Source organism: Nitrospirillum guaranorum (assembly GCF_034653275.1).
In the GTDB taxonomy this organism is placed as follows: Bacteria; Pseudomonadota; Alphaproteobacteria; order Azospirillales; family Azospirillaceae; genus Nitrospirillum.
The window spans coordinates 746,414-770,480 of the sequence record NZ_JAYEES010000004.1; the positions used below are offsets into that span (position 1 = coordinate 746,414).

At 70.3% G+C, this 24,067-nt stretch carries 21 protein-coding genes; 10 read left to right on the forward strand and 11 right to left on the reverse strand.

What is annotated here, in order from left to right; genetic code table 11:
- Positions 1-8 precede the first annotated feature (8 nt).
- Positions 9-1,889: a chloride channel protein gene (locus tag UAJ10_RS25055; protein ID WP_322917977.1), complete on the reverse strand. Its 1,881-nt coding sequence runs from the start codon at positions 1,887-1,889 to the stop codon at positions 9-11.
- Between the two features lie 164 nt (positions 1,890-2,053).
- On the opposite strand from UAJ10_RS25055, the gene UAJ10_RS25060 reads away from it, so the two are divergent.
- The gene (locus UAJ10_RS25060; RefSeq protein WP_322917978.1) at positions 2,054-2,494 is read left to right on the forward strand and encodes a MarR family winged helix-turn-helix transcriptional regulator; all 441 of its coding nucleotides are present in this window, start codon (positions 2,054-2,056) and stop codon (positions 2,492-2,494) included.
- Positions 2,495-2,533: 39 nt separating this feature from the next.
- Here UAJ10_RS25060 and UAJ10_RS25065 read toward each other — a convergent pair whose 3' ends face one another.
- Complete coding sequence (locus tag UAJ10_RS25065; protein WP_322917980.1) at positions 2,534-2,830, reverse strand: 4Fe-4S dicluster domain-containing protein; 297 nt, start codon at positions 2,828-2,830, stop codon at positions 2,534-2,536.
- A 141-nt stretch (positions 2,831-2,971) separates the two neighbouring features.
- Here UAJ10_RS25065 and UAJ10_RS25070 point away from each other — a divergent pair, with 141 nt between their 5' ends.
- Entirely contained in the window at positions 2,972-3,538 is a 567-nt protein-coding gene (locus tag UAJ10_RS25070) for a TetR/AcrR family transcriptional regulator (RefSeq protein ID WP_322917981.1), read from the forward strand.
- A 131-nt stretch (positions 3,539-3,669) separates the two neighbouring features.
- Positions 3,670-5,766 carry a methyl-accepting chemotaxis protein gene (locus UAJ10_RS25075; RefSeq protein WP_322917982.1) on the forward strand — a complete coding sequence of 699 codons (2,097 nt, stop codon included), beginning with the start codon at positions 3,670-3,672 and terminating at the stop codon, positions 5,764-5,766.
- Positions 5,767-5,772: 6 nt separating this feature from the next.
- On the opposite strand, the gene UAJ10_RS25080 is transcribed toward UAJ10_RS25075, so the two are convergent.
- The 6 genes from UAJ10_RS25080 to UAJ10_RS25105 all read right to left on the reverse strand — a co-directional run bounded on the left by UAJ10_RS25080 (position 5,773) and on the right by UAJ10_RS25105 (position 11,139).
- A complete protein-coding gene (locus tag UAJ10_RS25080; protein ID WP_322917983.1) occupies positions 5,773-7,077 on the reverse strand; it encodes a hypothetical protein in 1,305 nt (434 codons plus the stop codon).
- Positions 7,078-7,082: 5 nt separating this feature from the next.
- Positions 7,083-7,430 (reverse strand): hypothetical protein, encoded by a 348-nt coding sequence (locus UAJ10_RS25085; RefSeq protein ID WP_322917984.1) that lies wholly within the window; start codon positions 7,428-7,430, stop codon positions 7,083-7,085.
- 120 nt (positions 7,431-7,550) lie between these two features.
- A complete protein-coding gene (gene rplI, locus UAJ10_RS25090; RefSeq protein ID WP_322917985.1) occupies positions 7,551-8,111 on the reverse strand; it encodes a 50S ribosomal protein L9 in 561 nt (186 codons plus the stop codon).
- A 12-nt stretch (positions 8,112-8,123) separates the two neighbouring features.
- Entirely contained in the window at positions 8,124-8,405 is a 282-nt protein-coding gene (gene rpsR / locus UAJ10_RS25095) for a 30S ribosomal protein S18 (RefSeq protein WP_044561423.1), read from the reverse strand.
- Positions 8,402-8,872 carry a 30S ribosomal protein S6 gene (gene rpsF, locus UAJ10_RS25100; RefSeq protein ID WP_088873399.1) on the reverse strand — a complete coding sequence of 157 codons (471 nt, stop codon included), beginning with the start codon at positions 8,870-8,872 and terminating at the stop codon, positions 8,402-8,404. Before rpsF ends, rpsR begins: the two co-directional genes overlap by 4 nt.
- Before the next feature lie 146 nt (positions 8,873-9,018).
- Positions 9,019-11,139, reverse strand: coding sequence for a tetratricopeptide repeat protein (locus UAJ10_RS25105; RefSeq protein WP_322917986.1), 2,121 nt, complete (start codon positions 11,137-11,139; stop codon positions 9,019-9,021).
- A gap of 191 nt (positions 11,140-11,330) precedes the next feature.
- Between UAJ10_RS25105 and UAJ10_RS25110 the strand changes: the two genes are divergently transcribed.
- Positions 11,331-13,286: a phospholipase D-like domain-containing protein gene (locus UAJ10_RS25110; protein ID WP_322917989.1), complete on the forward strand. Its 1,956-nt coding sequence runs from the start codon at positions 11,331-11,333 to the stop codon at positions 13,284-13,286.
- Here UAJ10_RS25110 and UAJ10_RS25115 read toward each other — a convergent pair.
- From UAJ10_RS25115 to UAJ10_RS25125, 3 genes are all read right to left on the reverse strand, one after another.
- On the reverse strand, positions 13,279-15,726 hold the full coding sequence (locus tag UAJ10_RS25115) for a hypothetical protein (protein WP_322917990.1): 2,448 nt from the start codon (positions 15,724-15,726) through the stop codon (positions 13,279-13,281). The two genes, UAJ10_RS25110 and UAJ10_RS25115, sit on opposite strands and share 8 nt — an antisense overlap.
- A complete protein-coding gene (locus tag UAJ10_RS25120) occupies positions 15,713-16,993 on the reverse strand; it encodes a DUF3142 domain-containing protein (protein WP_322917991.1) in 1,281 nt (426 codons plus the stop codon). The genes UAJ10_RS25115 and UAJ10_RS25120 overlap by 14 nt, the downstream gene beginning before the upstream one ends.
- Positions 16,994-17,091: 98 nt before the next feature.
- Positions 17,092-18,048, reverse strand: a complete 957-nt coding sequence (locus UAJ10_RS25125; RefSeq protein WP_322917992.1) for a DMT family transporter — start codon at positions 18,046-18,048, stop codon at positions 17,092-17,094.
- Between the two features lie 120 nt (positions 18,049-18,168).
- Between UAJ10_RS25125 and UAJ10_RS25130 the strand changes: the two genes are divergently transcribed.
- The 6 genes from UAJ10_RS25130 (at position 18,169) to mltG (ending at position 24,061) form a co-directional block, all read left to right on the forward strand.
- Positions 18,169-19,149 (forward strand): LysR family transcriptional regulator, encoded by a 981-nt coding sequence (locus UAJ10_RS25130; protein WP_322919053.1) that lies wholly within the window; start codon positions 18,169-18,171, stop codon positions 19,147-19,149.
- Positions 19,150-19,367: 218 nt separating this feature from the next.
- On the forward strand, positions 19,368-20,306 hold the full coding sequence (gene fabD / locus UAJ10_RS25135; protein WP_322917993.1) for an ACP S-malonyltransferase: 939 nt from the start codon (positions 19,368-19,370) through the stop codon (positions 20,304-20,306).
- Between the two features lie 37 nt (positions 20,307-20,343).
- Complete coding sequence (fabG, locus tag UAJ10_RS25140) at positions 20,344-21,081, forward strand: 3-oxoacyl-[acyl-carrier-protein] reductase (RefSeq protein ID WP_322917994.1); 738 nt, start codon at positions 20,344-20,346, stop codon at positions 21,079-21,081.
- Positions 21,082-21,340: 259 nt separating this feature from the next.
- On the forward strand, positions 21,341-21,577 hold the full coding sequence (locus UAJ10_RS25145) for an acyl carrier protein (RefSeq protein ID WP_004272228.1): 237 nt from the start codon (positions 21,341-21,343) through the stop codon (positions 21,575-21,577).
- A 178-nt stretch (positions 21,578-21,755) separates the two neighbouring features.
- Positions 21,756-23,027, forward strand: a complete 1,272-nt coding sequence (gene fabF, locus UAJ10_RS25150) for a beta-ketoacyl-ACP synthase II (RefSeq protein ID WP_322917995.1) — start codon at positions 21,756-21,758, stop codon at positions 23,025-23,027.
- Complete coding sequence (gene mltG / locus UAJ10_RS25155) at positions 23,024-24,061, forward strand: endolytic transglycosylase MltG (protein WP_322917997.1); 1,038 nt, start codon at positions 23,024-23,026, stop codon at positions 24,059-24,061. The genes fabF and mltG overlap by 4 nt, the downstream gene beginning before the upstream one ends.
- Positions 24,062-24,067 lie beyond the last annotated feature (6 nt).

The window sequence follows — 24,067 nt, forward strand, 5'->3', positions numbered from 1 at the left end:
ACGTGCCGTCAGCGTGCCGGGCGCCCGCCCAGGCGCAGCAACGCCTCGCGCCGCTGTTCCTGATGGCGGCTGACGGTGCGGACCGCCAGCAGGTCGCGCCGCGCCACCAGCCCGACCAGCCGGTTGCTGTCGCGCGATAGCACCGGCAGGCGGCCATGATTGGTGGCGGCCATGCGATCGGCGACACGGCCCACCAGCTCGTCATCATAGGCCACGGCCGCCGACCCGCCGGCGCATTGGTCGCCCAGCGCCCAGCTGTCATCCGGCGCCTCCTCAGTGGCCCAGCGCAAGGCATCGGTACGCGACGCCATGCCCAGCACCTGGCCGTCGGCGTCCACCACGGGATAGCTGCGGTGCTTGGCCTTCGGGCCATCGGCGTCCGGGTCCGCGCCGCTAAAAAAGGCCAACGCCTCCGCCAGCGGCATGCCCGCCGGCAGGGTGTCCACGGGCTGGGCCATTACCTGGGCCACGCGCATGGTCTCGAACGGGTCGACCGCGTATTCGCGCACGATGTGATGGCCGCGCCGCGCCACCTTCTCGGTGAGGATGGAGCGCTTGAGCAGCAGCACGGTGGTGGCATGCGACAGGGCGCAGGCGATGGCCAAGGGCAGCAGCGCGCCCACGTCGTGCGACAGTTCCAGGGCGAAGATCATGGCGGTCAGGGGGGCCCGCATGGTGCCGCCCATCATCGCCGCCATCCCCACCAGCACCCACTCGCCGGTCGTGCCCACGGGGACGACGCCGGCGAATAGGACACCCAGCGCGCCACCCATCATCAGCAGGGGCGCCAGCACGCCGCCCGACGTGCCGGAGCCCAGGGCCACGGCCCAGATCAGCGCCTTCACCGCCACCAGCAGCAGGGCGGAGGCGGGCGGGATCCCGCCATGCAGCAATCCTGAGATGTTGTCGTAGCCCACGCCCAGGGCGCGGGGGTCGATCAGGCCACCCAGGCCGATGACCGCGCCGCCGATCATGGGCCACCACATCCAATGCAGGGGCAGGCGGCCGAACAGATCCTCGAAGCCGTAGACCAGGCTGGTCAGAACGCCGGACCCCAGGCCGGCCAGCACGCCCAACAGGGCGCACAGGGCCAGGCCCGCCGCCGGCAGCGGGGCGCCGTCGGCCAGGGGGAACAGCGGGCCGGCGCCCAGCAGGGCCGGGCGGCAGGCGGCGGCCACGGCGGCGGCGATGGCCACGGGGATGAAGCTGCGCGGCTTCCATTCGAACAGCAGCAGTTCCACGGCCAGCAGCATGGCCGCCACCGGCGTGCCGAAGGTGGCGCTCATCCCCGCGGCGGCGCCGGCCACCAGCAGGGTCTTACGCTCCGCATCCGTCAGGTGGAAGAACTGCGCGAAGAGGGAGCCGATGGCCCCGCCCGTCATGATGATGGGGCCTTCCGCGCCGAAGGGGCCGCCGCTGCCAATGGAAATGGCGGACGACAGGGGCTTCAGCAGCGCCACCTTGGGCTGGATGCGACTGCGCCCCACCAGGATGGCCTCCATCGCCTCCGGAATGCCATGGCCGCGGATCTTCTCGCTGCCAAAGCGCGCCATCAGGCCGATAATCAGGCAGCCGACCACCGGGACCAGGGGCACGAAGGACCCCCATGGTCCTTGGGAGAGGCTGTCACCAATATGCGCCGGGGCGGCGCTGACGCGGCCGAAATAGAACAGGTTGGTGGCCAGGTCGATCAGGCGCAGCAGCACCCAGGCGGCGCCGGCGCCGGCGGCGCCCACCACCACCGCCATGGCCATCAGCATCAGCAGCCGCCGGTCCGCGCTGAAGTCACCCAGCACATGGTCCTGCGCCATCTTGGACGCGCCCTGGGCCGCCCTTTGTGGTGCCGTCGTGGGCCGGCCCACGCCGCCCGTCACCAAATCATTCGCCATCGCGTCAGCAACCGTTGGAAAGGAAGGGGCCGATCCATGCCGGCCGTGGCCTTAATATATCGTAATACGATATTTATGAAGAGGCCTTCCCTCAGCCCTGCCTTGCGTTCCCGCGCCAGGGGCGTTCTCTTGGTATGTCACGGTTTGTAAGGAGCGACCGTCCCATGTCCACCCCGCCCCCCGCGCCCGAGCGGGCGGATCCGCTGGAGAAGGCGGATTACGAGTTGCTGGCGGAATTCCGCCACGTGCTGCGCCGTTTCCTGTCGTTCAGCGAGGATGCTGCCGCCATCACCGGCCTGACGGCCCAGCAGCACCAGGCGCTGCTGGCCATAAAGGGGTATCCCGGCCGCGACCATGTCACGGTGGGGGAGTTGGCGGAGCGGCTGTGCGTGCGGCCGCACAGCGCCGTGGGCCTGATCGATCGGCTGGAGGGCAACGGTTGGGTGCGCCGCGCCCCGGGGCCGGAGGACCGGCGCCAGGTGGTCATCAGCCTGACGCCAGCGGCGGAGGACCTACTGGCCGGCCTGTCGCGGGTGCATCGGGACGAGATCCGCCGCCTCTCACCCCTGCTGCGCACCCTATTCGACCGGCTGGAAGAAGCCTGACGGGAGCGTTATGCCCCAGGGGAGCAATGCCAAGTCTCCTCACACGGCCGGTGCGCGGGCCAGGGTGATGGCGTGTTCCGGGCAGGCGCTGACGCACAGGCCGCAAGCGCGGCACTGGTCCGCCCGTACGGCGAAGGCCTGGCGATAGCCGTGGAAAAAGCCTTTCATCCGGCCGCGCAGGCTGAGATCCCCGCGCTCGGTCGCCGGCAGCACGCCGATCTCGAACACGTCATAGGGGCAGACGCGCACGCAGTCGTCCTTGCCCTCGCAGCGGTTGCGGTCGATGCGCGGGACGATAATCCCGGGGGCCTGCTTGCAAGAGGCGTTGTCGGCCAAGGTGTTTCTCCGTAAATACGAGTGATCGCTCGCATCATTGTACGGGGCCGTCCCATGCTGGGAAACTCGCGTCCGGAACCGATCCCGCCGGCTCGCCCAAGCTTAAGGAAACAGCCGCGCCAGGCCCGTTCCCGGGCCCTGGTGGACGTCATCCTGGACGCGACCGCTCGCGTTCTGGTGCGCGATGGTTACGCCGCCTTGACCACCAACGCCGTGGCGGCCGTCGCCGGGGTCAGCATCGGCTCGCTGTACCAATACTTCCCCAACAAGGATGCGCTGGTCCTGGCGCTGCGGGACCGCCACTCGCGGCGGATGCACGCCCTGATCATGGCGGAGGTGGCGCATTGGGAGACGGCGGGGCATGACGCCACCCTGGCTGATCTGATGGGGCGCACGCTGCATGCCGCGATCGAGGCGCACCGGCTTGAGCCGGCGTTGCACAAGGTGCTGGCGCTGGAGGCGGCGCACCTGGAGACCCACCATGAGGAGGATGAGACGGACGGCTTCCTGCGCGCCCTGTTGGAGCGGCACGCCCAGGGGCCGAATCCCGAGGTGACGGTGCCCGACCTGGGCATCGCCACCTTCATCGTGGGACGCATGGCACATGCCCTGATCCACGCGGTCGTCCTGGACCCGCCGCCGGGCGCCGACGCGCACGCCCTGGAGCGGGAGGCGGTGCGCGCCGTGATGGCCTACCTGACGGCGTGAGGGCCTTCGCCTTTGATAGCAATACATCAGGATATCTATTCGAAGGGTGGGGTGGCGCCCACCATAACCCTGTAGTCCCGCGAGGAGGGCCCGGCCGGCGTCGGCGCCGGCGGGACAGGGGGAGGGGTCTGGTGTCTGGCATCCTGAAATCCGTGCGTATCGCCGTTCTGTTGAACGCCGTGCTGGGTATCCTGTTGGCCGTGCTGGTGGTGGTGCTGGGAATCGCCACGGCGGGCGCCTATGCCGACCATCGCCGGGCCGCGCGCACGGCCCGCATGGGCGATGCGGTGGGCGACGTCTTCCGCGCCTTGCAGAACACCCGGCTGGAACGGGGCGCCTTCAAGCGCCTGATCCCGGAAAAGACCACGGCGTCGCCTGCGGCCCTGGCCGAGGTGGCGGGCCTGCGTGCCAAGTCCAACCCGGCCATGGACAAGGTGCTGGCGGAATGCGCGGACCTGGACTGTGGCGCCGGGGCCGGCGTGGCCGACCTGACGGCCGCGCGCCAGACCCTGAACGACGTGCGCGCCGTGGCCGACAAGGCGGTCCTGCAGCCGCAGGACCAACGCCCCGCCGACCTGTTCAAGACCTGGAACGCCGCCTCTGACGGCTTGGTCGCCAAGTTGGAGGCGGTGGGCACCACCCTGGGCGCCCGCATCAGCCGGGAAAGCCCGGCCTTCGCCAGCCTGATCGCGCTGAAGGACGCCTCTTACGTCACCCGCGACGCGGCGGGGCTGGAGCGCAACATCCTGATGTTCGTGCTGCAGGGGCAGACCTACACCCCGGCCATGCAGGCCCAGTCCGCCGGCCTGCGCGGCCAGTTGGACGCCGGTTGGCGCCTGACCAAGGCGCTGAGCCTGCGCGAGGATGTGCCCGACAGCGTGCGCCAGGCCATGACGGCGGCGGAGGCCGCCTATTTCAAGGAGGTGACGGGCCTACACGAGCAGATCGAGAAGGCGGTTCTGGCCGGCACGCCCTCGCCGGTCTCGCTCGACCAGTGGATGGAGCGCAGCAACGCCTCGTTCGAGGTGCTGGCCGCCGTGCCCATGGCGGCGCTGGACGCGGCCCGCGACCTGGCCCGGCGGGAGGGCGAGATGGCGCTGCGCCGCCTGATCGTCGATGGCATGCTGCTGGTGTTGTGCCTGGGCCTGGGGGCTGGCGGCGTGATCATGGTGGCGCGGCGCGTGACCCGCCCCATGACGGCCATCACCGGCGTCATGCTGCGCGTGGCGCGGGGCGATCTGGAGGCGGACATCCCCTACGCCGACAACCAGGATGAGATCGGCGACCTGGCCGGCGCCCTGGGCACCTTCCGAGCCAATGCCCTGGAGCGCCAGCGGCTGGAGGACGCGCAGCGGGCGGAACAGGCGGGGCGTGAGCGCCGCGCCCGCGCCGTGGACGCCCTGGTGGGCGAGTTCGACGCCCAGGTGCGGGACGTCCTGCAATCGGTGGAGGCCTCATCCCACCAGCTGACGCAGATCGCCGGCGCCCTGGGCGGCATGGCGGACGCCACCTCTTCCCAGGTGGCGGCGGCGGCCGAGGCGGCGGAGCAGACCTCCGGCAATGTGCAGACCGTTTCGGCGGCGGCGGAACAGATGGAAAGCTCCGTCCGTGAGATCGGGCAGCAGGTGGCCCACTCCAGTTCCATGGCGTCCAAGGCTGTGGACGAGGCGGAGCAGACCAACGGCACCGTCGCCAGCCTGGCGGAGGCGGCCCAGCGCATCGGCGACGTGGTCAAAATGATCAACGACATCGCCAGCCAGACCAACCTGCTGGCCTTGAACGCCACCATCGAGGCGGCGCGGGCGGGCGAGGCCGGCAAGGGCTTCGCCGTGGTGGCGCACGAGGTGAAGCAACTGGCCGGCCAGACGGCCAAGGCCACCGATGAGATCGGCGCCCAGATCGCCGCCATCCAGAAGGCGACCGACCACGCGGTGGGCGCCATCGGCACCATCGGCCATTCCATCCGCAACATGAGCGAGGTGTCGACGGCCATCGCCGCCGCGGTGGAGGAACAGGCCGCCGCGACGGGGGAGATCAGCCGCAACGTCCGTCAGGCAGCCGACGCCACCCGCGACGTCTCCCGCAACGTGGCCGACGTCTCGGCGGCGGTGGGGGAAACGGGGCGCACTGTGGCCGACATGCATGGCGCGGCCCAGGGCCTGACTGGCGATGCCGACCGCCTGCGCGAGGCGGTGGATCGCTTCCTGGCGGGGATTCGCGCGGCTTGAGGTTACTTAAGGGGACAGGACCACGCGGGGGTCCGGGCCGTCGATGAAACGGGCCTGGACTCCCGTTTCCGTCACGGCCGCCGCCCATAGCGCCCAGCGCCCGCCCCCCGATCCCGTCAGCAGCAGGGACAGCGCCCGGGCGGCTGCGGGGACGGCCGATGCCGCCTGGCGCAGGCTGTCGCCGGCGGTGACGCCGTCGCGCGCCACCATGTCGGCCCAGAGCGCGAACAGCTTTTTATCGTCCGCCTCGGCCCCTCGGCGCAACGCCTTGTCCACCAGCCAGTGGGCGACGAAGCCGCAGGCGTAGGGCATGCGGTTGCGCGCCACCGTGGCCGGGCTGTCCAGCGGCCGGTCGCCCAGGCTGGTGACGCACAGGTCCAGTTGCATTTGCACCTCCGCCAGGGTGGGCAAGGCGCCGTGGCGGATGACCAGGCCGGCGGCATAGTCGGCCGCCCCCTCGTTCATCCAGTCGGGGAAGTCGGCGTTGTCATGGCGGCGCAGGAACAGGTGGAAGGTTTCATGCGCCAGCAGGCGGTCCCGCTCCGGCTTCAGTTCCAGGCGGGGCACCCGCCAGACGCCGCCGACCTGCAGCAGCATCATGCCGCCGCCGGTGACGCTGCCCCGCAAGAAGGGGGCCGGCCGGTCCTGATAGACGATGATGGGGGATATGGCATCGCGCAGGGGCAGACGCGCCCGGTAATAGGCCAGCGCGCGGGATAGGCCCGGCGCCACCTCCGCCCGCCAGTTGGCGGGCAGGTCGGGCCGGGCGACGAAGCGCCCCAGGTCCGGCCGCGCCGCGTCGATGGGCGTCACATAGTCGGCCGGACCGGCGAAGAAATAGCCGCCCAGGGCCTGGCTGCCCTCCGGCAGGATGGCGGGGGCGGGCGAACCGACCCTGGGCGCCAATCCCGTGCCGATGCCGTCCGATCGGGCCATGAGGAAGGGGCCGTAGACCAGGAACCCCCGCTGCCCCAGGCGCAGCAGCACGGGATAGGTGCGGTCGACGAAGCGCTTATCCTCATGGATGACCAGGCTGAACCCGTCGAAGGGGCGGCCGTCGGTCGCTCGCACCTCCTGGCCGCGCATCTCCATCCCCGGCGTCTCCACCCGCCACACCGGGTTCTGCCAGGCGACAGGACCCCGGCCGAGGACCAGGCCGGTGAGGGGCCTGTCCAGGTGATAGGCGGCCCTGAGCGCGTCGCCATCCAAGGTCAGTGTGATGAAGGCGGCGTTGGATGCCGCCCGGGCGTGGCCGCCGCACAGCAAGGCCAGGATCACCAGCGGGAAATGAGGAAACGGGCCACGCCGCACGGGGGTCACGCCCGCCGGCGGCCGAAGGTCAGGATCAGATACAGCGCCAGCGCCGCCAGGCCCGGCCAGAACAGCAAATGGTTCAGCCCCTCCCAATGCGCCATGTCGCGCACGGACGTGTAGGGGTTCACGAACAGATCGATCTTGTCGCCGAGGCTGAGGTCGCCGGCCTTGAAGCGGTCGGGCGACTGGCCGAAGATTTGCCCGATGGCGCCGGCCATGTCGGCCAGGGCGCGGGACGGGGCGCGGATACGGTCCACCGTTTGCTGATAGGCCAGCACGTGGTTACCGACCAGGCCGATGATGGCCACCCACTTGGCCGCCTGGCGCAATCCACCCGCTTCCGTCGCCATGATCCGCACCCCCATCAGAATTTAGCGCAGGCTAGACGGGGGCTAACGGAAGCGCAAAAGCAAAACGGCGCGGTCCCGAAGAACCGCGCCGTTTCGTTATTTAGGCGATCCGGGGAAGGATCAGGCCTCGGTCTCTTCCGTGGCCTCGTCGGCGGCTTCCACCACCTCCTCGTCCTCGTCCTCATCACGCTGGCCGGCGACCATGCCACCGCGGGCGGCCTGCAGGCCGGCCTCTTCGGTGGTGCGGGCGACGTTCACGGTGATGCTCACCGACACTTCCGGGTGCAGGACCAGGCGGACCTTGAACAGGCCCAGGGTCTTGATCGGGGTGTCGATGGCGACCTGGCTGCGCTCGACGGCGGTGCCGGCGGCGGTGACCGCCTCGGCAACGTCACGGGCGCTCACCGAACCGTACAGGATGCCGGTTTCGGCAGACTGGCGGATGATGATGACCGACAGGTCGTTGATCTTGGACGCGACCTTCTCGGCCTCGACCTTGCGCTCGGCGTTCTGCGCTTCCAGCTTGGCCTTCTGGCTCTCGAAGAAAGCCAGGTTGTCCTTGGAGGCGCGCAGCGCCTTCTTCTGGGGCAGCAGGTAGTTGCGGGCGAAGCCGGGCTTCACCGTGACCACTTCGCCCATGCGGCCGAGCTTCTCGACGCGCTCCAGCAGAATGACTTCCATCGTTCCTACTCCTTACTTCACGATGTAAGGCAGCAGGGCGAGGAAGCGGGCGCGCTTAATGGCGCGGGCCAGCTCACGCTGCTTCTTGGCCGAAACCGCGGTGATGCGGCTGGGCACGATCTTGCCCCGCTCGGAAATGAAGCGCGACAGCAGCTTCACGTCCTTGTAGTCGATCGCCGGGGCGTTCGGACCGGAGAAGGGGCAGGTCTTGCGACGACGGAAGAACGGACGACGGCCACCGCCGCCACCGGCCGGACGCGGCGCGCCGGCGTTACCCTGGGTGCCGAAGCTCATGCCCGGTCTCCTTCAGAAGAGGCTTCCATGCGGCGGGGCGGACGGGGGCCGCGATCGCCGCGGTCACCACGATCGCCGCGATCGTCGAAGCGGCGCGGACCGCGCTCGCCACGCTCGCCGCGTTCACCACGCTCGCCGCGATCGCCCTTGTTGGACAGCATCGCGGTCTGACCTTCCTCGATCTTCTCGATGCGGGTGGTCATGAAGCGCAGGACGTCTTCGTTCAGGCCCATGTTACGCTCCATCTCGGCGACGGCGGCCGGGGCGGAATCGTGGGCGAAGTAGACGTAGTGGCCCTTGCGGTTCTTCTTGATCTTGTAGGTGAGGGTCTTCAGACCCCACTGCTCGACCTTGGCGACCTGGCCACCGTTTTCCTTCAGGATACCGGTGAAGGTTTCGGTCAGGCCTTCCACCTGGGCGGACGTGATGTCCTGCCGTGCGATCAGCACGGTCTCATACAAAGCCATTTGATACTCCTCATGGCTGTTACGTGGTCCGCCGCTGTTCCCGCCCGGGGCGCCGGATCATTCCGGGGACCAGGGGGTGGGCCAGCCGCACGGACCTAGCCGGCGCCATGGCAAAGGCACCGGCAAGGAGCGGTTGAAGCGCGGGCTTATATAGGAACGCCATCCGACGGGCAAGGGAAAAGGTGGTCGGCCCGCGCCCCCGTCAGGGCATACAGGCGTTGCGCCGCCAGGGCGACGCAGCCCGCCGCCGCCGGTCCCTGCGGTGCCGCGGGGATGACGGCCATGGCGCTGAACCACGGCCGCGCGCCGGCGCCCAGCATGGACCAGTCATGGTCGGTGCCCAGGCGCCAGCAGGGCACGCCCAGCGCCCCCGCCAGTTCCCCCACCGCCGTGGGCGCGGTGATCACCAGATCCAGCGCGGCGGTCAGGGCGGCGACCCCCTCGATATCCTCGCGCAAATCCAGGTCGGGCCAGCGGTGCAGGGTCAGGCCCAAGGCCTGCTCCACCGGCCGCAACTCCTCCTCCGGCGCGCTGTATTGCAGGGTGACGGGGATGATGCCGGGCAGGGTCAGCACGGGGGCGTAGTCGGCCAGGGTGGTGTAGGCGCCGTCGCGGTCGCCGCGCCGGATGCCGCTGCGCCAGCTGATGCCCACGCGCAGGCCGGGCCCCAGCTTGTCCAGCCGGCCCCGCCACAGCGCGGCCAAGTCGGCGCGCGGGGCGAGGAAAGGGGCGCCGCCGTGCCAGTCGGCCAGGCGGGGGCGCAGCAATCCGGGCAAACCGCCCATGGGCAGGTGCAGGTCCATGTCCGTCAGCGTGGGCGCGCCAGGGGCGGAGGTCGGCGCCCGGACCACCACGCCCGGCAAGGCCCGGCCGATCAGGCCCACCAGGCGCGGCGCGCACTCCACCACCAGTTGCCCGCCCTCCGCCGCCACCCGCCGGTGCAGATCGGGCAGCAGGCTGGCGAACAGGATTTCGTCGCCCAGGCCCTGTTCCCCCCACACCAGCAGGCGCTTGCCCGCCAGGCTTCCGCCCCGCCATTGCGGCACGGGGAAGGGGCGCCAGAAGGGGGCCAGCTGCCGCCCGCGCCAGCGCGCCTCGTAATCCGCCCAGCCGCTGGCCAGATCCCCGGCGGCCAGGCGGGTGGTGCCCAGGCAATAACGGGCGTCGGCATGGTCGGGGTCCAGGGCCAGCGCCTGGCGGTACAACGCCTCCGCCTCGTCCTGTCGGGCCAGGGCCTGCACGGTGGTGGCCAAGTTGTGGATGATTTCCGCGTCATCGGGGGTCGCGGCCAGCGCCGCGCGAAAATGGCGCTCCGCCTCCGTCAGGCGGCCCACGCGCTGCAGGATGGTGCCCAGCGCGTCCAGCGTGGCGCCGTGGCCGGGGCGCAGGGCCAGCGCCCGTTCGGCATGCGACAGCGCCTGGCGCAGCAGGCCAGGGTCGCGCACCAGCAGGTCGCTGGCCAGCACGCGGGCCAGGTTCAGGTGGGCGTCGGCGTCGTCGGGCGCCAGGGCCGCCGCCTGGCGCAGGCAGGCCGTGGCCTCATCCATGCGGCCTTGCGCCTGCAGCACGGCGCCCAGGTTGTTCAACGCGTCGGCATGGCCGGCATCCAGCGCCAGGGCCTGGCGCAGCGCCGCCTCCGCCCCCGCCAGGTCGCCCAAGGCCATCAGCGCCTTGCCCAGGTTGACCTGCGCCAGGATCAGGCGCGGGTTCAGCGCCAGGGCGCGGCGGTAATGCCCGGCGGCGTCGTTCAGCCGCCCCTGCGCCTGACGGGCGTATCCCAGGCTGTTGTGGGCATTGGCATAGTCCGGCTTCAGCGCGATGGCGCGCTCGTAGTGGGTGACCGCCTCGTCCAGACGGCCCAGGTCCTTCAGCGCGTTGCCCAGGGTGGTGTGCGCCTCCGGCTGGTCGGGCTTCAGGGCCAGGGCTCGGCGCAGCGCTGCCACGGCGTCGTCCGGCCGGTTCAGGGCCAGCAGCACGGTGCCCAGGGCGGCCTGCATGTGCGGGGCGTCGCCCTTGGCGGCCACCGCGCGGCCCAGCAGGTCGGCGGCCTCCGCAGGCCGGCCGGTTTGGTGGTGGAGGACCCCCAGCAGGTACAGCGCGTCGGCGTGGCGGGGGGCCTGGGCCAGCACTTGGCGGTAGGCCGCCTCCGCCTCCGCCAGGCGGCCGGCCTGGTGCTGCTGCGTGGCCTGGCTGAACAGCGTCTGCGCCGCCGCCGGGACGGTGGGCGCGCCCTGCTTCTTGTCCTGGCGGCGCTGGTTGCGGTTCATTTCTTTTCCCTACCCGGTGACAGGCGGAGACTAGCCTGCCGGCTGGGCCGGCGTCGATGGTGCCGCGATCGCCGAACCCACCCAAGCCAGAACCCATCCAAGGAGGTACACCGACAGGGATGCACGCTATGGTCGTGGCCGTCACATACCAGGCGCACCATGAGGCATCACCGTCATGATGGAGGTGGGCCATGCCCCCCATTGCCGCGTCTGAGGTTCCCGCGTCCGAAGTGCCCGCGCGCGCCTGGTGCAACAATGAAGTGGCTTACCTGGCATGGCGCCCCATGGCGCGCATCGACGGCCTGTTGGGTTTCATGATCGTGCGCGTGCACGAAGATGGCGAACGCCGCCTGCTGCCCACCTGGGTGGCGTTCAAGGACCAGTCCAATCCCAATTGGCAACAGCAGGACAGCAGCGTCTGGCCCATTCAGAAATTCTCCTGGCGCGACCTGACCCTGCGGCGCAGCCGCGCCAGCCTGTCGGTGCGCCAGCCCTTCACCTGCCATTACGAGATCATCCCCGTCGGCTACGCGGCGCCCGGGCGGGAGGCGGCGACCGACTGGATCAAGCGGACGGAAACCTTCAGCAGCGCCCAGCCCGGCGCCTACACCGGCGCGCCCCGACCGCTATTCATCTGCGGCGACGCGGTGGAGACCAACGCCATCACCGTCACCTGGACCTATGGGGATTTCACCGCCGTCTTCACCAACGGCATCCTGTCGACGCAGAATCTGCGCCAGCAATTGCACACCCCCGCCGGCCAGGCGCCCAGCAAGGGCTATGTGCTGGATCAGGTGAAACAGCCGGGCAACGCCATCCGCACCTTCCTGACGGGGGACGTGCTACCCACCCTGACCGGCTTCCTGGGCCAGGTGGGCGCGGGCGACAAGGTTTATGCCGCCCTGTATGAGCTATCGGACCAGGAGCTGCTGGCCGGCCTGACGGGCCTGGGCGACCGTCTGCACCTGATCCTGTCGACGGCGGGGGAGGCGACGAAGACCAATCCCGCTTGGGACCGCACCAACCAGGCGGCGCGCCAGGCCCTGCACGGCACGGCGGGGGAGGTCATCGACCGGCTGTTCAACAACAGCGCCCACATCGGTCATAACAAGTTCCTGGTGCGCACGGACGCGAACGACAGGCCCCTGGCCCTGTTGACCGGCAGCACCAATTGGACGCCCACGGGCCTGTGCACCCAGTCCAACAACACCATCATCACCCAGGACACCGCCCTGGCGCAGGCCTACCTGGATTACTGGAACCGGCTGAAGACGGACACGGCCAGCTTCCCCGCGCAGGCGGACACCGGCGCCCCCAACCACAATGTGCAGCAAAAGCCCCTGCGCCGGGCGGACGGCCATGCCTATCCCGATGCCGGCGCCAACCCCCGCGTCTGGTGCGCGCCCACCACGCTGGCCACCACCAAGACCGCGGCCACGCCGCCGGACCTGGCCGACGTGTTCCAGCTGATGGACCAGGCGCGGCACGCCATCCTGTTTCTGACCTTCTACCCTTCCGTCGAGGGCAAGCAGAGCATCATCGAGGCGGCGGTGGACCTGGGCAAGCAGCGCCCCGACCTGATGGTCATGGGCGCCGTCAGCAGCCCGCAGGCGCTGCCCATCGAGGGGGACACCGCCAGTGGCGATGACGGGAGCGACGATACGGATGCCCAGGGCGCCAAGATCCCCAAGCCCTCCGTCTACGCGCCCAAGGACGCGCCGCAGGTGCTGGTGGTGCGCGCCGCCGCCATCGACATGCCCACGGGCGATCTGCAGCCGGAGCTGCTGACCGCCGGCGCCGCCATCATCCACGACAAGATCGTGGTGATCGACCCCTTCTCGCCCGACTGCGTCGTCATCACCGGTAGCCACAACCTGGGCTACAAGGCCTCCTACGCCAACGACGACAACTTGCTGATCATCCAGGGCAACCAGCCGCTGGCCCAGGCCTATGCCGTCCATGTCCTGGACGTCTATGAACACTACCGCCAGCGTGCCATCCTGGAAGAGCGGGAGCGCGACGCCCTGCTGAAGGGCCAGCCGGTACCCACCACCCCGCAGGGCGGTTTCCTGTCCACCAACGACCAATGGCAGGACGCCTACCTGTCCGGGGACAAGGGTAAGGAACTGGCCTACTTCCTCAGCTGATGGGGGGGCGCCGGCGGCGGACCAGCAGCAGGGCGGTGCCGGCCGCCAGAACCGCCAGGATCGCGGCACCGCCCACCAGGGCCTTGCGGTGGTTGTGCCGGATCCAGCGGTGGACCTGACGGGCGGGCGCCTGCCACCATTCCTTGGCGGCGGCGTCGAAATCCGGTGCCGGGCAGGCCCGGCCGAAATGCGCCGCCCAGGCCTGGTGCGGCCCGGTCTTCAGGTAACGCTGATATAGCGCGGCCACCCGGCCTTGAGCCTGCTTGTCGCGCTCGATGATGCGGCGAACGACGGACTGCCAGTAGGGATCCTCGATGGTGGCGGGATCGTCGGTCCAGGTGGCGATCCTCTGATCCTGCGCATACGCCACCGCCCAGCACAGGGTGGCGGCATAGGCCTGGCTGGTGCGCGGCAGCTGGTCGGCCGCATGCTCGGCGGCGTCGGTCGCGATGAAGCGATAGTGGAAGCGCTGGTCCGGCTGCGGCGCGCTGTCGGCGAAGCGCTTACGTTCCCCGTCGGTGACGTAGGCGGCCCCGGCGGGTGGCAGCATGGCCTGGCCGATGCCGAAATCGTAGGCGCCTTGCAGGGCGGCCCCGTCCGGCACGCCTTCCGTTCCCATGATCTCCATGCCCCGGGTCCGCGCCAGCTGCGCCGCCTGGAACCAGGCGCGGGCGCGGCTGGCGCCCCACCAGGCGCCGCCGGCATCGTCCCGCGCGTCCAGATAGGCGCGGGCGTCCTTGGCCACCGCCGGGTTGTGATAATAGGCCAGCGCCTCCTTGCCCCGTCCCGCCCGCATCAGGCGGCGGGCCAGCAGGCTGCGCAAGGCCAGGGGCGCGCCCTGGTAGCGCAGGCGGTCCGCCTCCTCATCGTATTTGTATCCCACGCCCATGGTGTCCAGCAGGGTGTTGGGCCACTGCTTGTTGTCGACCGTCCGCGTCCAGCCGGCGACGACGCTGGCCGGCACCTTGGCGTCGACGTAGGCCTTCAGCTCATCAACGGTCAGCACCCGCTCCGCGATGTGCACCACGTCGCCCCAATAGGTGTCGGCCATGGGCATCAGCTGGTCCAGCGCCGCCACGTATTCGCCCCGCGCCAGGGCCACCGTGCCGCCTTCACCGGCCAGACGGCCGCGTTCCGCCGCCGACAGGGCGCTTCCTTGGGGGCTGTCGCCGGCGGTGGGACCCGTGGTGGGGAAGGCGGCGGACGCTTGAGCGTAGAGCTTTGCCGCCTGCGCCAGGTCGCCGTTCTGCAGGGCCAGCTTGGCCTGGACCCAGCTGGCCAGCGGTCCCGGCCTCATCGCCGCCAGGCGGCCGGCCAAGTCATAGTCGCCCTTGCGGTAGGCCAGGGCCGCCAACTGGTCGGCGGCGGCCGGCGCCGGGCCGCCGGCATCCCCGATATGGGCCACCGCCAGGGCGGTGGTCAGCGCCGCCAGATGCGGGGTGGACGGGGCCTTGTACGCCTCGCTGGGGTCATGCCGCCGGGCGTCCCATTCCTTGGCCTGGCGCGGTGCATCCTCCTCGAACGCCAGCACATGGGCGGCCAGCAGGCGCTGCACCAGCGGGTCGGTGATGACGGCCTTCAGCGGATCCGGATTCTCCAGCAGGTAAAGCGCGATGATGTTGAGGGACGATACGCCGTTGTAGGAATTGTGGGCCGCCTGCTGGGCATAGAGGGTGATGGCCTGGGACAGGGCGGCCCCGTCCAGCGGCTTGGTCGCCTCCAGCCGCAGGGTGGCCGGCAGGCTGCCTGCTACCGTGTCGTCGTCCGTCTCGGCCGTCGTCACCAGGGACAGCCCCGCCTGCGCCAGGCGCACGCGCGCTTCCTCCCCCAGGCTGGCGACGCCCAGGCCCAATGGATCGGTGGCGCCGCCCTGGGCCAGGGCGCGGGCCTTGGCGAAGGCGGCCACCGCCGCGTCTGCCTGGTCACGCCGCATCGCCACCCGGCCCAGCATGTAGGCGGCCCAGACGGCGCGGGGTGACGCCTCCGCCGCCGGCAGGTCCAGCACGGCCTGGAAGCGGGCGGCGGCCTGGTCCAGCCGGCCGGTCCGGTAATCCACGGCGGCGGCGGTGTAGAGCCGCACGGCGGCCGGCAGCTTTTCCCCGAGGGCATAGGCCTTGTCGCCGTCCCCGGCAGCGCGCATGGCGGCGACCAAGCCCGGCGCGTCGGCCGGCAAGCCCGTCGTTTCGGCGTCGGTGCGCAGCTTGGCGCGCGTGTCCTCGGTCGCCCAGCGGTTCTCCACCGCCTTCATGATGTCGGCGGGGGCGGCCACCAGGTGTGCCGCCTCCCAGGCGAAGGGGTTGGCCGGCGTCTCCGCCAGCGTCACCTCGCGCCGGTCCAGCAACTGCCAGGGGAAGTCGGGTCCGCAGGCGATGGCGATGCCGGCGGCACCGGTCAGCAACAGGACGGACAGGGTAAGGACGCGATGCTTACGGGCGGACATGGATCACCGGGGGTGAGGGGGAATCGGGACAGCGCAGCCAGCCCACGGCCCGGCGCCCGCCGGGCGGCAGCAGGCCGGGGGACAGGCGCACCAGGCGGGGGGCGGCCTGGGGGGCCAGGGGATCGCGGGCATAGCCGTTGGCGCCGTCGCCCAGGGGGCAGGCGGCGGGCAGGTCCAGGCCGGATGGCAACTCGGCATCGGCCGTACCGTCATTGGCCAGCACCATGGACGACAGGCCGGGCGTCGCCGTGGCCTCGGCCCGCGCCACGACATGGCCGGTGGGCGTCTCCCCCCGCGCCACGGCCGCCCAGGTGGCCAGCGACCAGGCGCGGCGGTCATCGGCGGTGGGCAGGCGGAACCAGGCGATGCCTTTGAGGTTGGGTGGCGCCTTGGCGCGCAGGTCGTTCAGGAAGGCCGCCACATCGGCGGGCCGGGCCATCAATTCATTGGCGTGCGCGCCGCCGGCCAGCAGGGGCGTTTCCCCCTCCACCGTCGCTAGGCTGTCGTCGGCGCTCCAGCTGACCCGCGCGCCATAGTCGGGCAGGGCCACGCGGAAGGGTGTGGTGAAGCGCCGGGCATAGGCGGCCACCCAGCGGGCCGCCTGGGCGGGGTTGAACAGCCCGTCGGTGGGCGCGGCCACGGCATGGACCTGCAGCACCACCTCATCCGGCACGGCCACCACGTCGGCCAGGGCCGGGGCCGGCAGCCAGGTGGGCAGGGCGGTGATGGACAGGCGCGTGCCGTCCAGCTCCCCACTGGCCAGCCGCGCGCGCAGGCCCGTCAGGAAGCGGGCATAGAAGGGCAGGCGTGATGTCGGGCAGTCATGGTCGATCTCCAGCCCCGCCACCGCGACGCCGGCCTGGCGCCAGCGCTCCAGCGGCGCCAGGGCCGTCGCCACAAGGGGGGCGGGATCGGTGTCGCCCAGGCGGCCGTCGATGCGCACCACCAGGATGACGGGCCGCCCGGCCAGATGCGCGCGCAAGGCCTCCAACCGCCCGTCGTTCAGCAGCACGGACGCCACGCGCCCCTCCGCGGACACCTCCGCCGCCAGCACCCGCCAGGCGGCGATGTCCGGTGCCGCGCGGTCCATGGCTTGGCCCAGGGCCGGGGTCCAGGCGCGCTGCCAGACATAAATGTCGTTAGGCAAGGGGGCGGACAGAGGAGCGGAAACGGGCGCGGGGCGGGACGGCACCAGGCTCGCCGCCGTGGCGCCGGCACACATCAGGATCAGGACGGCCAGGAGGATCCGGGGCCTGGGCAGGGGCATGGGACGGGGGCGGGCGGCAGGGTAGGCGGGACGGGCGCATTCTACCGTCGCGCCGGCCCCGCCGAAACGGAATTCCCCCTTATCTTAAGGCGATAAGGTCAGCGTTTCAGGTTTACGATGGCGACGCCGCCCAGGGCCATCAGGCCGCCGACGACACCCATCAGGGTCGGCACCTCGCCCAGCCACACATAGCCCAGCAGCATGGCCAGGGGCGGGGCGCAGTAGAGGAAGTTGCTGGCGCGGGCGGCGGGCATGCGCGACAGCACGATGGTCCAGGTGGCGTAGGCGACCAGGCTGGGCATAACGCCCAGGTACAGCGCCGCCATCAGGCCGGGCAGGGGGGCGGTTTGCGCCTGGGCGTAGGCGCCGGGCAGCCAGGGCGACAGGGCCAGGGCGCCGACCACCATGTTGCTGGCCGACACGGTCAGGGGCTTGTGCCGGGTGAACAGCGGCTTCTGCACCACGGTGGTGATGGAATTGCATAGGGCGGCCCCCAGCACCAGCAGGGCGCCCCAGCCCAGCTGCAGGCCGGTGCCGCCGCCCACCGCCTCATTCCCCATTGTCTCGTTTAGCGCGATGAGGCCGATGCCGCTGAAGGACACGGCGGTACCGACCCAGCCCCAGCGGCCGAATCGCTCCCCCAGCAGGAAGGAGGCCAGCACGGCGGTGATGATGGGGTTGATGTTGATGATGAAGGCGGCGGCGCCGGAGGACACCGTGCGCTCCCCCATGTTCAGAAGCGCGGTGTACAGCGCCACGAACAGCAGTCCGCCGGTGGCGAAGCGCCACACCTCCGCCAGGCGCGGCAGCGCCGGCCGGCTGAGGAGCAGGTACAGGGCCGCCGGCACCGCCGCGATGGAGAATCGGGCCGCCCCCAGCTCCAACGGGCCAAAGGCCTTGAGGCCGGCCCGGATGGCGGCGAAGGCGGACGCCCAGATGATGACGGTGACCACCACGATGGCCAGGGTGCCGCCGTCCAGTCGGTTCCCCTTGGAGGGCGCGAGGCCGACGGTTGCAGCGGAGTCACAGGTGGGGGCGAGCGGCGTGGCGGACATCGGGGGGGCGCTTTCACACGGGGGGAAGGCATTCACACGGGAGATGCGGAACGATACGGCGTTAGTACGCCCTGGTTGCAGCTGATTGACAATCGACGAAATCGGCAGCCAACTGTGAGCATGGATCACAGCTCCCATCCTTTGCCGCCCCTGGACGCGCTGCGCGCGTTCGAGGCTGCGGCCCGCACAGGCAGTTTCTCCGCCGCGGCGGAGTCCCTGAACGTCACCCATGGCGCCGTCAGCCGGCAGATCGCCAAGCTGGAGCAATGGCTGGGCCTGCGCCTGTTCCATCGCCAGGCGCGCGGCGTGGTGGTGACGCCGGACGGACAGCGCCTGTTCCAGCGCACCGCCGAGGCCTTCGCCCTCATCGCCGACACCTCCAACCGTTGGACGGAACCCCGGGGGACGGCGGTGGTGCGGCTGACCTCGCTGCCTTCCATCTGCGGGCTGTGGCTCATGCCACGGCTCGCAAGCCTGGAAGGTAGGGAGACGGACCCCGGCGGGGCACTCCGAATCTTGCTGTCGGTGGACCATCGCGCGCTGGACCTGGCGGACGAGGGCATGGATCTGGCCATCCGCTGCGGCTGGGGTGCCATGCCGGCCCGTGTTTCGCTGAAGCTGTTCGAGGAATGGTGCTATCCCCTGGCGGCGCCCGGCCTGGCCGCCGAGATCGGCGAGGGCGATCCGGAACGGCTGCTGGCTTTCCCCCTGATCCACGACTCCGACGCGTCGGGCTGGCGCACCTGGTTCGCGGCCCACGGCCTGGACTACAAGCCGCGCCCGCAGGACCGGCGGTTCGAGGATTACAACTTGGTGCTGGACGCCTGCGTCTGCGGCCTGGGCATCGCCCTGGCCCGGCCGCCGCTGGTGCGCTCCAAGCTGCGCAGCGGCCGGGTGGTGCCGGTGGACCCGCGCACGGCGCTGAACCCCACCAGTTATTGGCTGGACCGGCCACCGGGACGCATGCGCACCGCCGCCGCGGAACTGGCGCGCCGCATCGCGGCGGAGGCCGAGGTGTCGGCCGAGGCGCTGCGGACCTTCCTCAGTCCCGACACGCCGGAGGGCCATGGCCGGCCCTTCATTCCCTGGACGGCGGCCTGATCGGCATCGGAACAGGCCGAAAACCCAGGCGCAGCCCACGTCAACCCCGGGCCGCTTCCTGCATTGGTGCCCGCAATGATGATTGACAGATTGATTGCAGGCGGTATGCATGGCGCGACTTGCGGTGCCGGCGTCAGGCTGCGGCGGGGTTTTCCACCGTGGCCCGTGTATGGGGCACGGGGCATCGCACCGGAATTGAGCTTCCAGGGTATTCGCACATGATTCGCGCTTTCGTGTTTCCCGGCCAGGGCAGCCAGGCTGTGGGTATGGGCCGGGACTTGGCCGACGCCTTCGCCACCGCCCGCGATGTGTTCGGCGAGGTGGATGAGGCGCTGAAGCAGAAGCTGTCCGCCCTGATGTTCGAGGGGCCGCTGGACGAGCTGACCCTGACCGAGAACGCCCAGCCGGCCCTGATGGCCGTGTCCGTGGCCGTGGCCCGGGTGCTGGAGAAGGACGGCGGGCTGGAGCTGGCCAAGGCCGCCCGCTTCGTCGCCGGCCACTCGCTGGGTGAGTACTCCGCCCTCTGCGCCGCCGGGGCCCTGACCCTGGCCGACACCGCCCGCCTGCTGAAGCTGCGCGGGCAGAGCATGCAGCGCGCCGTGCCGGTGGGCGTGGGCGCCATGGCCGCCATCATCGGCGCCGATTTCGAGGCCGCCCGCGCCATCGCCCAGGACGCCGCCCAGGGTGAGGTCTGCACCGCCGCCAACGACAACGCCCCCGGCCAGGTGGTCATCAGCGGCCACAAGTCGGCCGTGGAGCGCGCCATCGCCATCGCGGCCGAGCGCGGGTTCAAGCGGGCCGTGCTGCTGCCGGTGTCCGCCCCCTTCCATTGCCCCCTGATGCAGCCGGCGGCCGACGCCATGGCCGAGGCCCTGGCCGACACCGCCATCCAGGCGCCGCGCGTGCCGCTGGTGGCCAACGTCATCGCCAGCACCGTGACCGACCCCGCCGAGATCCGCCACCTGCTGGTGGAGCAGGTCACCGGTTCCGTGCGCTGGCGCGAAAGCGTGCTGTTCATGAAGGAACAGGGCGTGGAACAGTTGGTGGAGCTGGGCGCCGGCAAGGTGCTGGCCGGCATGGCCAAGCGCATCGACAAGGACATGACGGCCGTGTCGCTGGGCTTGCCCGCCGACATCGACGCCTTCCTCAAGGCCTGAGCCTGAACCCCTCATAGAGAACGATAGGGAACATCCCATGTTCGATTTGACCGGCAAGACCGCGCTCGTCACCGGCGCCTCGGGCGGCATTGGCGCCGCCATCGCCCGCACCCTGCACCAGGCCGGGGCCACCGTCGCCCTGTCCGGCACCAAGGTCGAGGCCCTGGAGGCCCTGGCCGCCGAGCTGGGCGGCCGCGCCGTGGTCGTGCCCGCCAACCTGTCCGATCCGGAGGCCGTGGAGGCCCTGGCCAAGGATGCGGAGGCCAAGCTGGGCCAGGTGGACATCCTGGTGAACAACGCCGGCCTGACCCGCGACGGCCTGATCCTGCGCATGAAGGATGAGGACTGGGCGTCGGTCATCGACGTGAACCTGACGGCGGCCTTCCGCCTGTCGCGCGCGCTGGTGAAGGGCATGATGAAGCGCCGCTGGGGCCGCATCATCGGCATCACCTCCATCGTCGGCGTCACCGGCAACCCGGGCCAGGTCAACTATGCCGCCAGCAAGGCCGGCATGATCGGCATGACCAAGGCCCTGGCGGCCGAGGTCGCCTCGCGCAACATCACCGCCAACTGCGTGGCGCCCGGCTTCATCGCCACCGCGATGACCGACGTGCTGCCCGACGCGCAGAAGGAAAAGCTGACCGCCGGCGTGCCGGCCGGTCGCCTGGGCACGCCGGACGAGATCGCGTCCGCCGTGCTCTACCTGGCCTCCACCGAGGCGGGCTACGTCACCGGCCAGACGCTGCACGTCAACGGCGGCATGGCCATGATCTGATCGGGTTCCCGCGGGTCATGGGGGCTTGTCCTTTCGCGACGCGCCCCTAAGTATCGGCGGGGCCCAATCTTGGCGAGGGTGTCCCCCTTTGTTGAGTGTCCAAGGGCCAGCGGGCGCTAGGCAAGATGCGCCTACCTGTGGTATCTGACGGCACTTTTCCAAAGGATGGGCGCTCGAATTCGTCCTGCCGGACGTGCCCACGCCGATCAGAACAAGTCAGTAAACAACCCCAACTTTGAAATTCGGGAAGGTATAGGAAATGAGCGACATCGCCGAACGGGTGAAGAAGATCGTCGTCGAGCACCTGGGTGTGGAAGAGGGCAAGGTCACCGACACCGCCAGCTTCATCGACGATCTGGGTGCCGACAGCCTCGACACCGTTGAACTCGTCATGGCCTTCGAGGAAGAGTTCGGGATCGAGATCCCGGACGACGCGGCGGAGAAGATCCTGACCGTGAAGGACGCCATCGACTTCATTTCCAGCAAGCAGGGCTGATCCCCTACTTTCCCGGGCTTCAGACGCCGCGCCGCCAATACCGCGCTGGCGTGGCGTCTGGAACCGGAAAAGCCCTTGCTGGTTTTGCGGGGCCTAGGCGAACACCGGATCTTCGGGATCCTTCTCGAGTCCGATTCCAGGCCCTTATTTCTTCTGGAACTAGGTACAGGTCTGACCCATGCGTCGCGTCGTCATCACCGGTCTCGGGTTGGTTACCCCTCTGGGAACGGGCGTTGAGCACTCGTGGAAACAGCTGCTCGACGGCAAGTCGGGTATCCGCGCCATCGACACCTTCGACGTGTCCGACCTGCCGGCCAAGATTGGTGGCATGGTTCCCCGGGGCGACGGCACCAACGGCACCTTCAACCCCGATCTGACGGTCCCGCCCAAGGACCAGAAGAAGATGGACGACTTCATCATCTACGGCGTCGCCGCGGCGGCCGAGGCGGTGAAGGACAGCGGCTGGGAGCCGCAGTCGGAAGAGGATCGTGAGCGCACCGGCGTCATGATCGGCTCCGGCATCGGCGGCCTGTCCGCCATCTATGAGACGTCGCTGCTGCTGGCCGAGAAGGGCCCGCGCCGCATCTCCCCCTTCTTCATCCCGTCGGCCCTGATCAACCTGGTCTCCGGCCACGTGTCGATCATCCACGGCTTCAAGGGCCCGAACCATTCGGCCGTCACCGCCTGCTCCACCGGCGCGCACGCCATCGGCGACGCCGCGCGCCTGATCATGTGGGATGACGCCGACGTGATGGTCGCCGGTGGCGCCGAGGCCGCGATCAACCGCCTGGGCGTGGCCGGCTTCGCCGCCGCCCGCGCGCTGTCCACCGGCTTCAATGAGACGCCGGAGAAGGCCTCCCGCCCCTATGACAAGGACCGTGACGGCTTCGTCATGGGTGAAGGCGCCGGCGTCGTCGTCCTGGAGGAGTTGGAGCACGCCAAGGCCCGTGGCGCCAAGATTTACGCCGAGGTCGTGGGCTACGGCCTGTCGGGCGACGCCCACCACATCACCGCCCCGGCGGATGACGGCAACGGTGGCTACCGCTCCATGGCCATGGCGCTGAAGCGCGCCGGCATGACCCCGGCGGACATCGATTACGTCAACGCCCACGGCACCTCCACGCCCCTGGGCGACCTGATCGAGCTGGGCGCCGTGAAGCGCCTGTTCGGCGATGCCCTGACCACCGCCTCCATGTCCTCCACCAAGTCGGCCACCGGCCACTTGCTGGGGGCGGCCGGCGCCATCGAGGCCATCTTCTCCGTGCTCGCCATCCGCGACCAGGAAGTGCCGCCGACGCTGAACCTGGACAATCCGTCCGACGAGTGCGCCGGTGTCGACCTGGTGCCGCACAAGTCCAAGAAGCGCCGCGTGCGCGCCGCCCTCTCGAACTCCTTCGGGTTCGGCGGCACCAACGCCTCGCTGATCGTCAAGGAATACACCGGCTCGTGACCGCCAAGGTTCCGGCCCCGGGACCACAATCCCGGCCCGCGTCTTCCCTGGGCCGCCGTCTGTTCCAGGCGGCGGCCCTGGTCGTTCTGGTGTCGGCCGCGCTGGCCTGGGTCGGCTATCACCGCTATGTCGATCCCGGCCCCCTGGCGCAGGACAGCATCGTCGTCGTCTCGTCGCGGGGCGGCCTGCAGGCCATGGGGCAGACGTTGGCGGCGGCCGGCGTCGTGCGCGGCGACATCGACTTCATCGCCGCCGTGCGCATCAGCGGCGCGCTGGGTGTGGGCAGCCAGGCGCTGAAGCCCGGCGAATACGCCTTTCCGGCCCATATCGCGCTGAAGGACGTGGTCGCCCTACTGCGCAGCGGCAAGACCGTGGTGCACCGGCTGACCATCCCGGAAGGCCTGACCTCGGCCCAGATCGTGGCGTTGATCGAGGCGGAGCCCGCCCTGTCAGGCACCATCAAGGACAAGCCGGCGGAAGGCAGCCTGCTACCCGAAACCTATTTCTTCGGGCTGAACTACGGCCGCGCGCAGATGGTGGAGCGCATGCAGGCCGCCATGCGCAAGACGGTGGACGAGATTTGGCAGGCCCGTGCGTCCGGCGCCGCCCTGAAATCCCCGGCGGAGATGGTGACCCTGGCCTCGCTGGTGGAGAAGGAGACGGGCGTGCCGGCGGAACGGCCGCACATCGCCGCCGTGTTCTACAACCGGCTGAAGCTGGGCATGCGCCTGCAGTCCGACCCCACGGTCATCTACATCCTGACCAAGGGCGCGGGCCCCCTGGACCGCACCCTGACCCATGCCGATCTGGGCATCGACTCGCCCTACAACACCTATGTGGTGACGGGCCTGCCCGCCGGCCCCATCGCCAACCCGGGGCGCGAGGCCCTGCGCGCCGTGGCCAACCCGCTGGTCAGCGACGATCTCTATTTCGTCGCCGACGGCAGCGGCGGCCACGCCTTCGCCGCCACCCTGGCCGAGCACAACCGCAACGTCGACAAATGGCGCGACCTGCGGGAAAAGGCGCAGCGCTGATGTGCC